This window comes from Microbacterium awajiense (genome assembly GCF_039536545.1).
Lineage (GTDB): Bacteria > Actinomycetota > Actinomycetes > Actinomycetales > Microbacteriaceae > Microbacterium > Microbacterium awajiense.
Genome location: NZ_BAAAYU010000001.1, coordinates 840,791 through 856,962, shown reverse-complemented (window position 1 = coordinate 856,962; position 16,172 = coordinate 840,791). Strand labels below are relative to the sequence as shown.

18 protein-coding genes are annotated in these 16,172 nt (G+C 71.7%); 6 read left to right on the top strand and 12 right to left on the bottom strand.

The features are described 5' to 3' along the window. Nucleotide 1: 1 nt before the first annotated feature. The 3 genes from dapE (at nt 2) to ABD663_RS04300 (ending at nt 2,534) form a co-directional block, all read left to right on the top strand. Nucleotides 2-1,078, top strand: a complete 1,077-nt coding sequence (dapE, locus tag ABD663_RS04310; RefSeq protein WP_344736637.1) for a succinyl-diaminopimelate desuccinylase — start codon at nt 2-4, stop codon at nt 1,076-1,078. Continuing rightward, nucleotides 1,060-2,289 carry a hypothetical protein gene (locus ABD663_RS04305; RefSeq protein ID WP_344736635.1) on the top strand — a complete coding sequence of 410 codons (1,230 nt, stop codon included), beginning with the start codon at nt 1,060-1,062 and terminating at the stop codon, nt 2,287-2,289. The genes dapE and ABD663_RS04305 overlap by 19 nt, the downstream gene beginning before the upstream one ends. A gap of 71 nt (nt 2,290-2,360) precedes the next feature. Continuing rightward, the gene (locus ABD663_RS04300) at nt 2,361-2,534 is read left to right on the top strand and encodes a DUF3117 domain-containing protein (protein WP_067875042.1); all 174 of its coding nucleotides are present in this window, start codon (nt 2,361-2,363) and stop codon (nt 2,532-2,534) included. A 58-nt stretch (nt 2,535-2,592) separates the two neighbouring features. Here ABD663_RS04300 and ABD663_RS04295 read toward each other — a convergent pair whose 3' ends face one another. Continuing rightward, nucleotides 2,593-3,228, bottom strand: a complete 636-nt coding sequence (locus ABD663_RS04295; protein ID WP_344736634.1) for an O-methyltransferase — start codon at nt 3,226-3,228, stop codon at nt 2,593-2,595. 74 nt (nt 3,229-3,302) lie between these two features. Between ABD663_RS04295 and ABD663_RS04290 the strand changes: the two genes are divergently transcribed. Beyond that, complete coding sequence (locus tag ABD663_RS04290) at nt 3,303-3,674, top strand: twin-arginine translocase TatA/TatE family subunit (protein ID WP_344736633.1); 372 nt, start codon at nt 3,303-3,305, stop codon at nt 3,672-3,674. A gap of 77 nt (nt 3,675-3,751) precedes the next feature. Here the strand turns inward: ABD663_RS04290 and ABD663_RS04285 are convergent, their stop codons facing one another. Genes ABD663_RS04285 through ABD663_RS04275 form a run of 3 tightly spaced genes read right to left on the bottom strand, consistent with a single transcriptional unit; the run spans nt 3,752 to nt 6,689 of the window. Then, complete coding sequence (locus tag ABD663_RS04285) at nt 3,752-4,882, bottom strand: Mrp/NBP35 family ATP-binding protein (RefSeq protein ID WP_344736631.1); 1,131 nt, start codon at nt 4,880-4,882, stop codon at nt 3,752-3,754. Next, nucleotides 4,879-5,409: a DUF1003 domain-containing protein gene (locus ABD663_RS04280; protein WP_344736628.1), complete on the bottom strand. Its 531-nt coding sequence runs from the start codon at nt 5,407-5,409 to the stop codon at nt 4,879-4,881. Before ABD663_RS04280 ends, ABD663_RS04285 begins: the two co-directional genes overlap by 4 nt. Beyond that, nucleotides 5,409-6,689 carry a magnesium transporter MgtE N-terminal domain-containing protein gene (locus tag ABD663_RS04275; RefSeq protein ID WP_344736627.1) on the bottom strand — a complete coding sequence of 427 codons (1,281 nt, stop codon included), beginning with the start codon at nt 6,687-6,689 and terminating at the stop codon, nt 5,409-5,411. The genes ABD663_RS04280 and ABD663_RS04275 overlap by 1 nt, the downstream gene beginning before the upstream one ends. 46 nt (nt 6,690-6,735) lie before the next feature. On the opposite strand from ABD663_RS04275, the gene ABD663_RS04270 reads away from it, so the two are divergent. Further along, nucleotides 6,736-7,398: a YflT domain-containing protein gene (locus tag ABD663_RS04270; protein WP_425561763.1), complete on the top strand. Its 663-nt coding sequence runs from the start codon at nt 6,736-6,738 to the stop codon at nt 7,396-7,398. Continuing rightward, the gene (locus ABD663_RS04265; RefSeq protein ID WP_344736625.1) at nt 7,395-8,087 is read left to right on the top strand and encodes an alpha/beta hydrolase family protein; all 693 of its coding nucleotides are present in this window, start codon (nt 7,395-7,397) and stop codon (nt 8,085-8,087) included. Before ABD663_RS04270 ends, ABD663_RS04265 begins: the two co-directional genes overlap by 4 nt. On the opposite strand, the gene ABD663_RS04260 is transcribed toward ABD663_RS04265, so the two are convergent. The 8 genes from ABD663_RS04260 to ABD663_RS04225 all read right to left on the bottom strand — a co-directional run bounded on the left by ABD663_RS04260 (nt 8,084) and on the right by ABD663_RS04225 (nt 16,162). After that, nucleotides 8,084-9,322, bottom strand: coding sequence for an RNA polymerase sigma factor (locus tag ABD663_RS04260; protein ID WP_344736624.1), 1,239 nt, complete (start codon nt 9,320-9,322; stop codon nt 8,084-8,086). The two genes, ABD663_RS04265 and ABD663_RS04260, sit on opposite strands and share 4 nt — an antisense overlap. Further along, on the bottom strand, nt 9,319-9,684 hold the full coding sequence (locus ABD663_RS04255; protein ID WP_344736623.1) for a YciI family protein: 366 nt from the start codon (nt 9,682-9,684) through the stop codon (nt 9,319-9,321). Before ABD663_RS04255 ends, ABD663_RS04260 begins: the two co-directional genes overlap by 4 nt. A 94-nt stretch (nt 9,685-9,778) precedes the next feature. Then, on the bottom strand, nt 9,779-10,135 hold the full coding sequence (locus tag ABD663_RS04250; protein WP_344736622.1) for a hypothetical protein: 357 nt from the start codon (nt 10,133-10,135) through the stop codon (nt 9,779-9,781). Continuing rightward, a complete protein-coding gene (locus tag ABD663_RS04245) occupies nt 10,132-11,775 on the bottom strand; it encodes a radical SAM protein (RefSeq protein ID WP_344736621.1) in 1,644 nt (547 codons plus the stop codon). Before ABD663_RS04245 ends, ABD663_RS04250 begins: the two co-directional genes overlap by 4 nt. Next, nucleotides 11,772-12,140 (bottom strand): hypothetical protein, encoded by a 369-nt coding sequence (locus ABD663_RS04240; RefSeq protein ID WP_344736620.1) that lies wholly within the window; start codon nt 12,138-12,140, stop codon nt 11,772-11,774. The genes ABD663_RS04245 and ABD663_RS04240 overlap by 4 nt, the downstream gene beginning before the upstream one ends. Then, nucleotides 12,133-12,915, bottom strand: a complete 783-nt coding sequence (locus tag ABD663_RS04235; RefSeq protein ID WP_344736619.1) for a prolipoprotein diacylglyceryl transferase — start codon at nt 12,913-12,915, stop codon at nt 12,133-12,135. Before ABD663_RS04235 ends, ABD663_RS04240 begins: the two co-directional genes overlap by 8 nt. A gap of 53 nt (nt 12,916-12,968) precedes the next feature. Then, nucleotides 12,969-14,741, bottom strand: coding sequence for a gamma-glutamyltransferase family protein (locus ABD663_RS04230; RefSeq protein WP_344736618.1), 1,773 nt, complete (start codon nt 14,739-14,741; stop codon nt 12,969-12,971). Nucleotides 14,742-14,746: 5 nt separating this feature from the next. Continuing rightward, entirely contained in the window at nt 14,747-16,162 is a 1,416-nt protein-coding gene (locus ABD663_RS04225) for an aminopeptidase P family protein (RefSeq protein WP_344736617.1), read from the bottom strand. Nucleotides 16,163-16,172: the final 10 nt, after the last annotated feature.

Below are 16,172 nucleotides of genomic sequence, written 5' to 3'. Positions count from 1 at the left end.
GATGCCGCAGCTCGACCTGACCGCGACATCCCTCGACATCACCCGCGCGATCTGCGACGTGCCGAGCGTGTCCGACGACGAGACCACCCTGGCCGACCTCATCGATGACGCGGTGCGGGCACTGCCGCACCTGACCGTGCACCGCGACGGCGACACGATCGTCGCCCGCACCGAGCTGGGGCGCCCGCAGCGCGTCGCGATCGCGGGGCACATCGACACGGTTCCGATCAACGGCAACGTGCCTACGCGCGACATCGAGGTCGACGGCGAGGCGTTCCTGTGGGGTCGCGGCACGGTCGATATGAAATCGGGGGTGGCCGTTCAGCTCAAGCTCGCCGCCGAGCTCGCCGATCCGCGCGTCGACCTCACGTGGATGTGGTACGACCACGAGGAGGTCGACGCCGAGCGCAACGGACTGACCCGGCTGGCGCGCACGCGCCCCGATCTGTTCGCGGCCGATTTCGCCATCCTCGGCGAGCCCAGCAACGGCGAAGTGGAGGGCGGCTGCAACGGCACGCTGCGCGCCGTCGTGAGCACGCGCGGCGTGCGCGCCCACAGTGCGCGCTCCTGGATCGGCGAGAACGCGATCCACAAAGCCGCTCCCATCCTGCTGCGCCTCTCGGAGTACCGCGCGCGGGAGATCGACGTCGACGGTCTCGCCTACCGCGAGGGTCTGAACGCCGTGCACATCGGCGGCGGCGTCGCCAGCAATGTCATCCCCGACGTGTGCGCCGTCGAGGTGAACTACCGATTCGCGCCGAGCCGCTCGGCCGAAGAGGCCGAGGCGCACGTGCGCGATGTCTTCGCCGGCTTCGACGTCGAGATCTCCGACCTCTCGCCGGGGGCTCGCCCGGGGCTCGATGCGCCGCTCGCGCAGCAGTTCCTCGCCGCGGTCGGTGCCGAGCCTCGGCCGAAGTACGGCTGGACCGACGTCGCGCGCTTCAGCGCGATGGGCGTGCCCGCGGTCAACTACGGACCGGGGGACCCGCATCTCGCCCACCACGACGAGGAGCGCGTGCCGGTGTCGCAGATCGAGTCGGTCGAGCACGGTCTGCGGGCGTGGCTCGCGAACCGCTGACCACCGCCGTGCCCGCTCGGCGGGGATGGACGGCCGCGCCGGCGGCGGTGCGCGTCGCCGTGATCTACCTCGCGGCTCGCGTGGTGACGACCGCGTTCCTGTTCGTCGTCGCGACGATCGCCTCGCCCGCGTCCCGCATCGGTGCCGACGGCTCGATCGGGTCGATCGCGCTGGCATGGGACGCGCAGTGGTACTGGTTCGTCGCCCTCAACGGCTACCCGAACGAGCTCCCGCTCACTGATTCGGGTGCCGTCGCCGAGAACGGGTGGGCGTTCATGCCGCTCTACGCGCACCTCGCCGCGCTGGTGGGGCTGCCGTTCGGGGCGTGGGGCGTCGGCGCGGTGATCGTGTCGCTGGTCGCGGGGTACCTCGCCTCTCTGGTGCTGTACCGGCTGCTGCGCGAGCGTCAGGACATCGGCACCGCGACGTGGGCGGTCGTCTTCTTCGCGGCAGGTCCGCTGTCGGCGCTGTTCCAGGTCGGCTACGCCGAGTCGCTGTTCCTGCTGTGGCTGTTCCTGGCGCTGTGGTGCGTCTCCCGTCGTCGATTCGGCTGGCTGTACCTGCTCATTCCGTTGATGGGATACACGCGGCCCGGCGTGCTCGCCTTCGCGCTCTTCCTGGGCCTCTACGGCATCGCGCGATGGGTCACCCGCGCCCGTGACCCGCTGCGTGCCGTCGAGATCGTGCACATCGTCGCCCTCGGAGCCCTGGCGACGATCGTCGGCTTCTCGTGGCAGGTCATCGCGGGCATCGCGACGGGCGACCCCGGCGCCTACCTCGCCACCGAGCTCGCGTGGCGGCGCAACTGGATCGGCGATGCCGGCTCGCATTTCATCCCGTTCGAAGGGTTCGTGCTGGCGGCGGGCTTCTGGTTCGGGCAGTGGGGGATGCCGGCGGTGGTCGGTTACGTCGCGCTCGCGCTCGCCGTCGTCGGTGCCGCCGCCGTGCTGCTGTTCGAACCGCACGTGAGGCGCCTCGGTGTCGAGATCCGGCTCTGGGTGGCCAGCTACCTCGTCTACCTGCTCGCGGTGTTCTTCCCGCAGTCGAGCCTGTTCCGGCTGCTGGTGCCGATCTCGCCCGCGTGGGGCGCCGTGGCGATGCCCCGCTCGACGCCGTGGCGCGTCGGCGTGCTCGTGGCCTGCCTGGTCGCGCAGTGGTTCTGGATCCTGAACATGTACGGGCTCGAGCAGACCTTCTGGCGCATACCCTGACGCCACCGTGTCGGCGATGTCGCGGGCGGGACTAAACTGGGGGTGCAGACCCACGACGAAAAGGAGCCGCAATGGCAGCCATGAAGCCGAGAACCGGAGACGGGCCGATGGAGGCCGTGAAGGAGGGTCGCCTGATCATCGTGCGTGTGCCGCTCGAGGGTGGCGGTCGTCTCGTCGTCTCCGTGAACGACGCTGAGGCCAAGGAGCTCTACGACGTCCTGGGCGGAGTGGTGAACCCCGCCTGACGTCCGCAACGTTCCGCGAACGGCCGGTCTTCGGACCGGCCGTTCGCGCATGTACGGGTCAGTCCGTCGCGATCGTGGTGAGCTGCAGAAGGCCTTCTCCGGCGATCGACAGCGCTCCGAGGACCGCGGGCGAGGCCTGGGTCTCCTGCACGAGCGAGCGGTAGGAACTGGTGACGGGGTCGCGGCGAACCGGGTCGGCGACGGCGCCGGATGCCAGCACGCGGGGCACGAGCACGGTGCCACCTGCGCGCACCAGGCGCAGCCCGTGCTCGACGTACTCGATGACGCCCTCGGGGTCGGCATCCACGAGCACGATGTCGTAGGACGCCTCGTTCATGCGGGGGAGCACCTCGGCTGCCCGACCGGTGATGAACCGGGCGCGGGCGGGCGGGATCTTCGCCTCCTGGAAGGACTGGCGCGCGACGCCCAGGTGCTCGGGCTCTTTGTCGATGGTCGTCAGTGTTGCGCGCGGTGAGCCGTGCAGCAGCCACAGCCCGGACACGCCGGCTCCGGTGCCGATCTCGACGATGTTGAGCGCGCGCGACGCGGCGGCCAGGACGGCGCACTGCGCTCCCACGACGGCGCTGATCGGGTCGGCACCCACCTCGAGTGCGTGCGCTCGCGCGCGCGCGATCTGGTCGGGTTCGATCGTCGACTCCGCCGCGAACCGCTGGTTCGCGCTCTGCTCGCTCATCGGTGACTCCTTCGCCGAAAGCCTACGTCGTGGAATGCGCGCCGACGGTCAGGCGCGGCGGGTAGTCTGAGCGCATGTTCAACGGGCTGACGATCGAGAAGCTCCTGCTCATCGGGGTGATCGCCGCCTTCGTCATCGGTCCGGAACGTCTGCCGCGCTACGCGGAGTCGCTCGCGCAGTTCGTCAAGAGGGCGCGGGAGTGGGCGTCGACGGCCAAGACCCGTGTCAAGGACGAGATGGGCGAGGACTTCGAGGATGTCGATTGGCGCACCCTCGACCCGCGCCAATACGACCCGCGGCGCATCATCCGCGAGGCCCTGCTCGATGACGCACCGGTTGCGCCCGCCGCCGCGGCGAAGGTGAAGCCCGTCAATGCCGGCGCCCCGAAGCCGCTGTCGACGCTCACGCCCGGCACGCCGCCGCCGTTCGACAGCGAAGCCACCTGACCCGTCTCACGTCGAGAATCGGCATCCCGGATGGGAATCCGCGGCGCGCCGGCGATTCCCGACCGGCGCGGTGATTCTCACGGGCCGGGGGTGATCCGCAGCGAGCGCCCCACCAGGCCGCGCGGACGCGCCGCGAGCTGCGCCGCGAGCGCCGCGATCGACCGGGCCGCCGGATCGTCGGGGTGGGCGACGACGATCGGGATGCCCTCATCCGCGTCGGCGCGCAGCGTGGGGCTCAGCGGCACGGTCGCCGCGAGCGGCACGCCGAGGGCCGCAGCCACTTCGGCTCCTCCGCCGCTGCCGAACAGATCGAGCATCGTTCCGTCGGGCAGTGTCATCGGCGCCATGTTCTCGATCACGCCGATCGGCGTCTGCCCGGTCTGGCGGGCGACGAGTCCGCTGCGCACGGCCACGTCGGCAGCCTGCCGCTGCGGTGTCGTGACGACGAGGACCTCGCCATGGGGCAGCAGCTGACCGGTCGAGATCGCGACGTCGCCGGTTCCCGGGGGCATGTCGAGCAGCAGCACATCGAGGTCGCCGAAGTGCACGTCGGTGAGGAATTGGCGGATCGTGCGGTGCAGCATCGGCCCGCGCCACGCGACGGCACCCCGCGGGTCGTCCTCCGGTCTCAGGAACATGCCGATCGAGATCGCCTTCACGCCGTGGCCGACCGGCGGCAGCATGAGGTCGTCGATACGGGTCGGCCGCGGTGCTCGCCCGGTGGCGTCCACGAGGCCGAGCAGGGCCGGGATCGAGAAGCCGTGGACATCGGCGTCGATCAGCCCCACGGCCAGCCCCCGTGCGGCGAGTGCGACGGCGAGGTTCGCGGTGAGCGTCGACTTGCCGACCCCGCCCTTGCCGCTGGTCACGGCGATCACCCGGGTGAGCGAATCCGGTCCGAAGGGGTTCTCGCGGTCGCGTCCCGCGCGCAGCCGGTCGGTGAGGGCCCGCCGCTGCTCGGCGGTCATGACGCCGAGGGCGACGTCGACCGTGTCGATCCCGTCCACCGACAGCGCGGCATCCCGCACGTCGCGCTCGATGCGATCGGATGCCGGACAGCCGACGATCGTGAGCCGCACGTCCACCCGGGCGTGTGCGCCGTCGACGACCACGTCGGCGATCATGTCGAGCTCGGACAGCGGGCGGCGCAACTCGGGGTCGCTGACGGCACCCGCGGCGCGGGCCACCGCCTCGGCGAGGGCGCTCACGGGGCGCGGTCCTCCTCGGCGGCATCCGCGTCGTCGTCGAGTCGTTCCAGCAGCGACTTCAGCTCGGCGCGCAGCACGTCGCGGGTGACGACTTCGCCGGCGAAGTCGTTGAGCGCGAACCGCAGCGCCACGATCTCGCGCGCCAGATACTCGGTGTCGGCGAGGTTGCGCTCGGCGCGCTGGCGGTCCTGTTCGATCTGCACCCGGTCGCGGTCGTCCTGCCGGTTCTGGGCGAGAAGGATGAGCGGAGCGGCATACGAGGCCTGCAGCGAGAGCATGAGCGTGAGCGCCGTGAACCCGTTCGCCGCGGAGTCGAACCGCAGGTCCTCGGCGGCCAGGGTGTTCCATGCCAACCACGCGACGCAGAACATGGTGAGGCCGACCAGGAACCACGGGGTCCCCATCGCGCGGGCGATCCACTCCGTGGCCCTGCCGAACCGGTCGCGCGACGGCTGCGGCGTGCGCGTGAGCACGCCCGACCGCCCGCGCGGGGCGTCGAGGGCGACCTGGCGGCCCGGGCGGGCCATCACAGCTGGATCCGTCCGGTCACGGGCGGTTGGCGCGGGGGCACGTGCTCGTCGTGCGAGCGCCAGTCGTCGGGCAGCAGATAGTCGAGCATGTCGTCGATGCTGACCGCGCCGACGAGGCGGTGCGCGGGATCGACGACCGGCAGCGACACGAGGTCGTAGCTGGCCAGCAGCCGCGCGACCTCGGCGGCGCTCGCCGTGGACGCCACCGGCTCGACGCTGTCGTCGATGATGGCGCCGAGGCGCTCGTGCGGGGGGTAGCGCAGCATCCGCTGGAAGTGCACCGTGCCCAGCAGTCGCCCGGTGGGGGTCTCGTACGGGGGCAGGGTGACGAAGACGGATGCCGCGAGGGCAGGATGCAGCTCGTGCCGGCGGATCAGCGCGAGCGCCTCGGCGACGGTCGCGTCGGCCGGCAGGATGATCGGCTCGCTGGTCATGAGCCCACCCGCGGTGTCGGGCTCGTACTTGAGCAGCTCACGGACGTCTTCGGCCTCTTCGGGCTCCATGAGCTCGAGAAGCTGCTCGAGGCGCCCCTCGGGCAGCTGGCCGAGCAGATCGGCGGCGTCGTCGGGCTCCATCGCGTCGAGGATGTCGGCGGCACGCTCATCACCGAGCTGCTCGAGGATGAGGATCTGCTCGTCTTCGGGCATCTCTTCGAGCGCATCCGCCAGGCGGTCGTCGGGCAGCTCCTCGGCGACTTCGAGAAGGCGTTCGCCGGGCAGGTCGAGCAGGGTGTTGGCCAGGTCGGCCGGCTTGAGTTCGGAGTACGAGGCGACGAGCTGCTCGGCGGACTGCGCCTCGCCGGGCTGATGCTCCTCGCGCACGTCGGCCCAGTTGGCGAACGTCGTCGGACCCTTCGCGAACGGCGACCCGCTCGTCTTGGGGCGACGCAGGAACAGCTGGCCGACGTCCCACTCGCCGAGCCGGTTGCGCTCGATCGCCACGTCTTCGATGACGGCACGGCCCGAGCCGTCGGTGAGGAAGACCTTGCGGCCCACGAGCTCTGCCATCACGCGCACCTCGCCGCCGCGCTGCTGGAAGCGTCGCACGTTGATGAGCCCGGTCGTGATCACCTGTCCCGTCTGGATCGAGGTGACGCGGCCGATCGAGAGGAAGACGTGCCGGCGGCCCGGGATCTCGACGACGAGGCCGACCACGCGCGGCGGATCGTCCTTGCGGAAGATCACGACGACGTCGCGGACTCTGCCGAGCTTGTCGCCGGCGGGGTCGAAGACGGAGCACCCGGTCAGGCGCGCGACGAAGACCCTCTGCGTGCTCACGCGTCCCAGCGTAGCCCGGGGACCGTGCGAGGATGGGGAGGTGAGCATGTTCGGCGGACGCCCGCCGCAGGGGCGGGAGAGCGTGGGTCCGGCGGTCGCGTCGTTCCCCAGCTATGAGGCGGCTCAGAAGGCCGTATCCGCCCTCATCGCCGCCGACATCCCCGCGCGCGACATCGCGATCGTCGGTCAGGATCTGCGCTCGATCGAGCGGGTCACCGGCCGTCTGGGCTATGCCTCGGCAGCGCGGTCCGGCGCGATCAACGGCCTGCTGCTGGGCCTGCTCTTCTCGGCGATCCTGGTCATCGGGTCGCCGTCGGTGCCCATCCAGGCGTTCGTGGGCGTCCTGTTCGTCGGCATCGCGATCGGGATGCTGCTGAGCATCATCACCTACTCGCTCGTGCGCCGCCGGCGCGACTTCGCCTCGGTGATGCAGGTCGTCGCCGACCGATATGAGGTGACCGTCGCCGCGGGCAGCGTTCATCGGGCCCGCCAGGTGCTCGGGACTCCCGCGCCCGTCACCGAAGCAGCGCAACCCTCCGCGACGGAGCCGGTGCCGGACGAGCCGCCGATGTACGGGGAGCGCATCGCGCCCGCTGCTCGAACGCCGGATGCCGCAGAGCAGGATGCGCCCGCGGCTGAGCCGCCCGCCGATCCTCCGGCCGACGGCACGCGCGGCCGCACCCCTTCGGACGACGACGGACGCCGATGAGCGCCGAGGCGCTGCGTCTGCCCGTCGCGCTGCCATCGGGGTCGGTCGAGGTCTCCGCCGACTGGGAGCCCGCTCCCACACCGCGCGCGGTCATGGCGATCGCGCCGGGAGCGGGGGCCGGGCATCGCCAGCCGTTCCTCGTTGGGTTCGCCGACGCCCTGCGCGTCGCCGGCGTCTCGACCCTGCGCTTCACCTTCCCGTACCAGGAGGCCGGTCGGCGCATGCCCGGCCCCGCCGCCCACGCCGTCGCGACGTGGGCCGCCGCCGCCGACGCCCTGGCGCTTCGAGCTCCCGGGCTGCCGCCGTTCGCGGCCGGCAAGTCCTACGGGGGCCGGATGGCGTCGATGGCCGCGGCCGACAGCGCGATCACGCCCGCAGGCCTCGTCTATCTGGGCTATCCGCTGCACCCTCCGGGTCGCCCCGACAAGCCGCGCGTCGAGCATCTGCCGAAGATCAGCGCGCCGCAGCTGTTCGTTTCGGGCACGCGGGACCCATTCGTCGACCCCCACGAGCAGCTGACCGCGGCGGTCGACGGGTGCGTCGATGCGGAACTGCGGTGGGTCGAGGGCGGTGGTCACTCGTTCGAGGTGGCGGGTCGTCGGCGGCCGGCCGCCCAGATCGCCGCCGACCTCGTTCCGACGATCGTCGAGTGGGTGCTCGCGCAGGCGCGAGCGGCAGACGAGTTCTAGTCGGCAGCGTCCGCGACGGAATCGCCCAGACGCGTCGCGGCGACGCGATGGATCGCGCGCCGCTCCGCTTCGGAGTCGCACAGCTCGAGAGCCCGGTCGAAGGCCGTGCGCGCCGCATCCCGATCGCCCGCGCGCGCGAGCATGTCGGCGCGGGACAGATGGAAGTAGTGATACCCGTCCAGGGGCGCGGCGAGCGGGGCCACGAGGGAGAGTCCGACATCGGGCCCCTCCGAGAGCGACGCGGCGACCGCCTCGTTCAGGCGTACGATCGGCGACGGTTCGAGGCGGCCGAGGACCGCGTACAGGCGGCGGATCGTGCGCCAGTCGGTGGCATCGAAGTCGGCGGCATCGGCGTGAGCCGCGGCGATGGCCGCCTGCAGCTGGTACGGCCCCACGCGGCGCAGGAGCAGGGCGCGCGCGAGCAGCTCCCGCCCCTGGGCGATGGTGCCGGAGTCCCAGCGGGATCGATCCTGGTCTGCCAGCAGCACGATCTCTCCCTCGGGGTCGAGGCGGGCCGGTCGTCGCGCGTCCGTGAACGCGAGCAGCGCCGCGAGCCCCCAGGTCTCGGGCTCGCGCGGCAGCAGTTCGCACAGGTTGCCCGCGAGCCAGCGGGCCTCCTCGCACAGATCGACGCGGATGAGCTCTCCCGTCGCCGCCGCGTGACCCTGCGTGTAGATCACGTAGACGATGCGCAGCACCTCGTGCAGCGACCCGGCGAGATGCTCCCGGTCGGGCACCTCGAAGGGGATCCGCGTGGCGGCGACCTTCTTCTTGGCGCGCACCAGACGCTTGGCCATCGTCGCCTCGGGTACGAGGAACGACGCGGCGATCGCGCTGGTGGGCAGGCCGACGACATACCGCAGCGTCAGGGCGATCCGCGCGGCCTCGTCGAGGGCGCGGTGGCAGCATCCGAAGATCATGGCGAGCACATCGTCCTCGACCGCGCCGCGCGTGCGCTGCGGCAGTTCGAGGGCGGCCCGCACGTCGTCCTCGCGGCGCGCCCAGCGCACGTCGCGGCGCGCCTGGTCGATGATCCGGTTCCGGGCGACGGTGAGCAGCCACGCGCCGGGTGCGTCGGGCACGCCGGTCGCAGGCCACCGGTCCACGGCTGCGGCGAACGCGTGCTGAGCGGCGTCCTCTGCCAGGTCGAGGTCGCCGAGATCGGCGCGCAGCACCGCGACCAGCCGCGGCCACTGCGTGCGGAAGACCTCGGCGACCTCGCCGGCAGCCGTCACGACCGTTCGAGCGCCGAGAAGTCCACGACGGCGCGGATCTCCACGGATCCGTAGCCGATGTTGGGCACCTTCTCGGCATACGAGACGGCGGCGTCGAGGTCGTCGACGTCGATCACGTAGTAGCCGCCGAGGTACTCCTTGGTCTCGGCGAACGGGCCGTCGGTCACGACCGTGCCGCCGTCGCGCACGCGAACCGTGGTGGCGGTGTCGACCGGGTGCAGCGCCTCGCCGCTGACGAACACGCCCGCCTGCTTGAGCATGTCGTCGTAGGCGAACCACTCGCCCATCTCGGCCGCCTCCTCGGGGCTTCCGGGCTGAGGTCCGGCGTCGGGTGCGCTGGTGAGAAGAAGCATGTACTGCATGGTGGGTCCTTTCGATGCGGGAGCCGTCAGGTGCGACCCCTCAATGACCTGACGAACACCAGTCGACCAGATGGACACGGTGCGCGCACCACATTCAGCCGATCCACTGGATGACCGTCACGGCCATGGCTCCGAGGGCCACGGCGGCCAGCAGAGCGAGGTACAGCAGCACCAGGCGCGTGTCGCGCAGCCAGCAGCGCGAGACCCGCAGTCCCGCCCGCCAGGCCGCGGCGTACCCGATGAAGGCCACCACGGCGAAGATCGCCAGCGCCACCGGGCCCAGCAGCCAGCCGAGGGCCGCGATCGTCGCGTACACGCACAACCGCAGCGGGTCCGGCGGTGCGGCTGCGGTCGGCCCGGGCGCAGGCGACGCATGCCGGCGCGCGATGATCTCACCCGGCGACGGGCCGCGAGCCACATCGGAGGCGGCGCGTTCGCGGTCGTCGGTCATGGCGTCCTCCGGGCGGTCGCGAGCAGACCCTCGGCGGTGGCGAGCACGGGTGCCGCGTGTGCACGGCGGGCCGACGCGGTGCTCATGCGCTGGTCGCCGAGCCGCGTCCACGCCTGCACGGCGCAGAACGGCGCGCACTGGTCGAAGCCGTCGTCGCCGAGCGTGCCGACGTGCACGCAGCACTGCACCAGCCGCTCTTCGAGCATCGTCGAGATGTCCTGGAAGGGTTTGACCGTGATGCGCTTCACGCGCTCGCCCATGAGCCGGCGCATCCGGTCGCGGTGGCCGGGCAGGCGCGTCGCGGCGAGCGTGGCGAGCGTGCCGATGCCCAGATCGCATTGCTGGCAGATGTTCTGCCACAGTGCCGCGGTGCGCGAGTCGGCCGGTGAGGCCTGCTCGCTCAGCAGATCGAGGAACGAGCTCTTCACCAGTTCGCGCAGCTGCAGAGGCATCGCCCGATCGGCGACCCGGTTGGCGATGCCGTCGGGATCGATCTCGAGCCAGCGCAGGAGTTCGTCGTGGCCGACGAGCGCCACGAGCGACCGCCACACGCCGGAGTCGTCCTTCAGCAGGTATCCGACCGACGCGCAGTGCGGGTGAGAGCACGGCAGGGCGGTCAGATCGTGCCAGTTGACGACGCCGTCGGTCTGCGGACCGAGACGGGCGAGGACGCCCGTGTGGGTGAGGCGGTCCAAGGGGTCGATGGGACGGCCGCGGCCCGAACCGAACACCGGCTGCAACGCCACGCCGCTCACGAAGGGAGTCTCCAGCGCCCGCCCCACCACGGCTCCGATCTCGTGGTCGTTGACCCCGAGCGCTGCGGTCATCGTGAGCGTCGTGAAGATCTGCGCCTCCGACAGCCGCGAGATCGCGAGCTCCTTGAAGCGAGTGAGGTCGCCGCCGCGGTGATGGACGGATGCCTCCGCCGACGGGCCGTCGTACTGCAGGTACACCTCCAGGCGATCACGGTGTCGGCGCAGCAGGTCGAGCACGCGGTCGTCGGAGGCGACGAGCATCCCGTTGGTGTTCACCATGATCCGCACGATGGGACGGTCGACCAGCTCGGCGAGCAGTTCCTCGAGCCGCGGGTACAGCGTCGGCTCGCCCCCGGAGAGCATGAGCACGTCGAGTCGGCCGTCTTCGCGCTCCAGCCGGGCGTCGACATTGGCGAGCACCGCCTCGAGCGGGGCCACGCCGTGCAGCTGCGGACCCGACGAGGTGAAGCACGTGGGGCAGCGCAGGTTGCAGTGCTCGGTGACGTCCTGGAGCAGGATGCAGGTGTGCTGGGTCTGCATCTCGGGCAGACCGCGTTCGTACGCGGCGGGGATCGGAGCGAAGTTGCCGGGGCGGTCGGGCACGTGCGCCTTGGTCGGAGCCTGCCAGCGCTCGAGGTAGGCGAGGATCTCGGGGTCCTCGTCGTACATCGTCCGCACGAGTCCGTGGTCGGGACATCCGCGTTCGAGCCACACGCGACCGTCGCGCACCATGAGCATGCCCGACAGTCGTCGGACGGTGGACAGGTCGGCCGCCGGGTCGTGGCAGTGCGGACAGTAGGCGGTCACGTAGCGGTGGATGCGGTCGCCCCGCAGCGGGCGGCCGGATCCGAGCGGCACGCCGCGCATCGTCGAGGTCGTCGTCATGCCATCGGGACCGTCAGCAGGGCGACGCACACGCCGCCGCCGATGAGCACCGCGGCGCCCATCGAGATGAGCACTCCGGCGCCGGTGCGCGTGGTGCGGGGGATCACGACGAGCACGATGCCCGCGATGAGCATGATCAGCGGCATCCCGAGCCAGAGCAGCACGACGGCCTCGAAGCGGTCGGTGTTCGACAGCGCGATCGTCGACGCCCACAGCAGTGCGATGAACGCGGCGCCCAGGCCGATGCCCACCCAGATCGACCCGCGCCCTCCGCGCGGCTGCGGCGGCGGGCCGTCGCCGTACGACGGCGGCGGGGCCGGTGGTCCGGTCGGCGGGACGGGGGGCGGCGGGGGAGTGTCAGCCATCGGAACCTCCGGACGGGGTGGGGGTGGGTGAGACGGATGCGGGTCGCCACACGCGCGACAGCCGCCACAGCAGCAGCGGCAGGACGGCGAGGAGGAACCACTGCGGACGGGTGAGGCCGAGCCAGACCTGGTCGTTCGCACGCGCGAACTCGACGGCGAAGCGGAAGACCGCGTACGAGGCCACGTAGAGCACGAACAGATCGCCGGGATGCGGCAGCCGGTCACGCAGGCGCCACAGCACCACGAACGCCCCTGCCTGGAACAGGGCCTCGTAGAGGTAGGTGGGGTGCAGGCCGACGCCGGCAGGACCCCCGAGCAGCGCGGCCTCCTCGGGGGTGAGGACGATGCCCCACTGACCACCGGTCGGCTGCCCGGGCAACTCGGTGAGCAGGCATCCGATGCGTCCGATCGCGATGGAGAGGGCGACCGCCGGTGCGAACAGGTCACCCGTCGACGAGCGGTACCGCGTGATCAGCTTGCCGACGTGCACGCCGATCCAGGCGCCCACGAGTCCCGCGAGCACGCTGCGGTTCCCATCCATCCACCACTGCGCGAGCGGCTCGTTCGCGGCGGGGTCGATGAACTGCCACCAGGTGCCCAGGCGCGAGCCGACGGCACCGAAGGCCAGACATGTGCCGGCGATGACCCACAGGCGATCATCGCGCAGCCCGCGGCGGCGGAGTTCCCAGGCGAACACCGCGCACCCCGCAAGGATGCCCAGCGCGAGGAACGCGGCGTGCACCACACCGTCGCCCGCGGCGGCCAGGCCGATCATGGCGCAACTCTAGTGGTGGGCTCGCGTCGTCCACATCGGCACGCCGCAGGGATTCAGCGGCCTCCGGCGTACCCCTGCATCCCGCGCGGATTCGCCGCAGCCCACATCGTGCCCTCGTCACGGTCGATGCCCACCGCCGACAGTCGGCCCAGGCGCCACTCGCCCGCTCGGATCACGTCGTGTCCGCGGCGGACGAGGCCCGCGATGACGGCGTCGCCCAATCGGTCCTCGACGACCACGCCGGCGGGGTCCCATGTGCGCGGCCAGAACGAGTCGATGAGCGCCGTGGTGTGCAGCGTCGGCGCATCGATGGCCTCCTGCGCGGTGTAGCCGCCGACGATCATCCGCAGCAGCATCGGCACCTGCCACTGGTCCTGCTGATCGCCGCCGGGGGTGCCCATCGCGATCTCGGCCCGGCCGTCGCGCAGCACGAGCGTGGGCGACAGTGTGGTGCGCGGTCGCGCGCCCGGGCGCAGCGCCGACGGCGCCGACTCGTCGAGCCAGGTCATCTGCAGCCGCGTACCGAGGCAGAAGCCCAGGTCCGGCACCGTCGGCGACGACTGCAGCCATCCGCCCGACGGCGTCACGGCGATGATGTTGCCCCAACGGTCGACGACGTCGATGTGGCACGTGTCGCCGCGCGTCTCACCTGACGGTGCGACGGTGGGCTCACCGGTGCCGGCGACCGCGCCGTCACGGGCTCGCAGGAGCGGCGCGGCGAAGGGCTCGCCGCCTGCCGGTCTTCCGGGGCGCCAGTCGTGCGAGGCGCTGGATCGGATCTCGGCTGCGCGTGCGACCGCGAAGGCGTCGCCGAGGAGCGGGGCGACGTCGGCGCCGTCGCCGAAGTGCGCATCGCGGTCGGCGAGCACGAGCTTGAGGGTTTCGACCACGGTGTGGGCGCCGACCTCGGTCGACGGATCGAGCACGTCGTCGGGCAATCCGTCGAGGATGCGCAGGGCCTCCAGCAGCGCGGGGCCCTGCGACCAGGGGCCCGCTTTGGCGATGACGCGGTCGCGGAACGGCGCCGTCACGGCGTCCTCGAAACGCGCCGGCTGCGTCGCGAGGTCATCGGCGGTGATGACCGCCGCGTGATCGGCTCCCGACGAGTGCCGGTGCGGTGTCGCGAGGAAGGATGCCGCCGCGCCCAGCATCCGCCCCCATTCGCGCCGGGCGGCATCGATGCGGCCGCGGCGATCGGGAGCATCGACGGCGGCGAGGCGCTCGAGGGCATCGGCGTACGCGGGGTTGCGGTGCAGCGCGCCCGGGCGCGGCGCCGCGCCGTCGGCGAGCCACAGCGCCGCCGAGGTGGGCCAGTGATCGAGGAAGAGGTCGGCGACCCGCGCGATCACCGCGGCGGTCGTCGGCAGCACGGGCACACCGTCGCGCGCACACCGGATCGCGGGTGCCAGCACGTCGGCGAGCTCCATCGTTCCGTGATCGCGCAGCAGCAGCAGCCAGGCGTCGACCGCAGCCGGTATCGCCGCGGCCAGGCCGCCCGCACCGGGCACGAGGTCGAGGCCTTCCGCCCGGAAGCGGTCGATCGTCGCGCCGGCAGGTGCCGGACCCTGGCCCATGAGCACCACGGGGCGGCCCGGGTCGTCGCCGGTTGCGAAGACACCGACGAGATCGCCTCCCGGACCGTTGAGGTGCGGTTCGACCACGTGCAGCACGAACCCGCCCGCGACAGCCGCGTCGAACGCATTGCCATCTCGCTCGAGCACGCCCTGCGCGGCCGAGGTCGCGATCCAGTGCGTCGACGCGACCATGCCCATCGTGCCGATCAGCGTCGGGCGCGTCGTGAAGGTCGGCGGCGGGGTGAACGCCATCCTGCTCAGCGCGGGTCGCGCCCGCGCGCGATCCAGGCCTCGACCTCGTCGGCCGTGCGCGGGATGTCGGCGGACAGGCTCACCGGGCCGTCGGCGGTCATGAGGATGTCGTCCTCGATGCGCACGCCGATGCCGCGGTACTCCTCGGGCACGGTGAGGTCGTCGATCTGGAAATAGATGCCGGGTTCGATCGTGAACACCATGCCGGGCTCGAGCGTGCCGCCGGCATAGAGCTCGCGGCGAGCCTGCGCACAGTCGTGCACGTCGATGCCGAGGTGGTGGCTCGTGCCGTGCACCATGTACCGACGGTGGTGGTGGCCGGTCTCGGGGTCCATCGACTCGGCGGCGGTCACCGGCAGGATGCCCCATTCCGCGGTGCGTGCGGCGATGACCTCCCACGCGGCACGGTTGAGCTCGCTGAACTTCGCGCCGGGACGGGCTGCGGCGAACGCGGCGTCCGCCGCCTCGCGCACGGCCTCATACACCTTCCGCTGCACGTCGGTGAACCGGCCGCTGACGGGCAGCGTGCGGGTGATGTCGGCGGTGTAGAGGCTGTCCAACTCGACGCCCGCGTCGATCAGGATGAGGTCGCCCGGCACGACCGCGCCGTCGTTGCGCGTCCAGTGCAGGTAGCACGCGTGCGGGCCGGATGCCGCGATCGTGTCGTAGCCGATGGTGTTGCCGTCGCCGCGCGCGCGCTGGTGGAAGACTCCCTCGACCACGCGCTCGCCGCGCGGGTGCTCGATGATGCGGTCGAGTTCGGCGACGATGTCGTCGAAGCCGCGCGCGGTCGCCTCGACCGCGAGCCTCATCTGTGCGACCTCGTACTCGTCCTTGATGAGCCGCAGCTCCGAGAGGAAGCGCGTGAGGTCGTCGTCCTCGTCGAGTACCACGTCATCGGCGGCGCCCTCGAACGCGTCCACGTGCGCGGTGGCCATGCCGAGCTCGGCGGCGACCGCACCGAGCGCCGGTCGCGGACCGATCCAGAACTCGCCGATCGCCGCGTTGGAGTAGAACTCGGGCGTGGAGCGGTCGGCGCGTTCGCGGAAGTACAGCGTGACGTCGTGGCCTTCGTCGGCGGGGTCGAACACGAGCACGGAGTCGGGCTCGGCGTCACTGCCCCAGCCGGTCAGGTGCGAGAACGCGGAGTGCGCGCGGAACGGGTAGTCGGTGTCGTTGCTGCGCTGTTTGAGCCCGCCCGCGGGGATCACCAGACGCTTGCCAGGGAAGGCGGCCGACACGGCGGCGCGCCGACGGGCGGCGAAGTCGGCCTGCTCGCGGCGCGGACGCGCGACCTCGGGGCGGTCGGCCCAGCCGGTGCCGATGGTGTCGAGGAAGCCCTGTCCGAATCCCTGGCGTCGGTTCGTGCTGGTGGACTCCCGTGCGGGTGCGATCGTGTCGCTGTCGCCGTTGCTGCTCATGCCTTCCAGT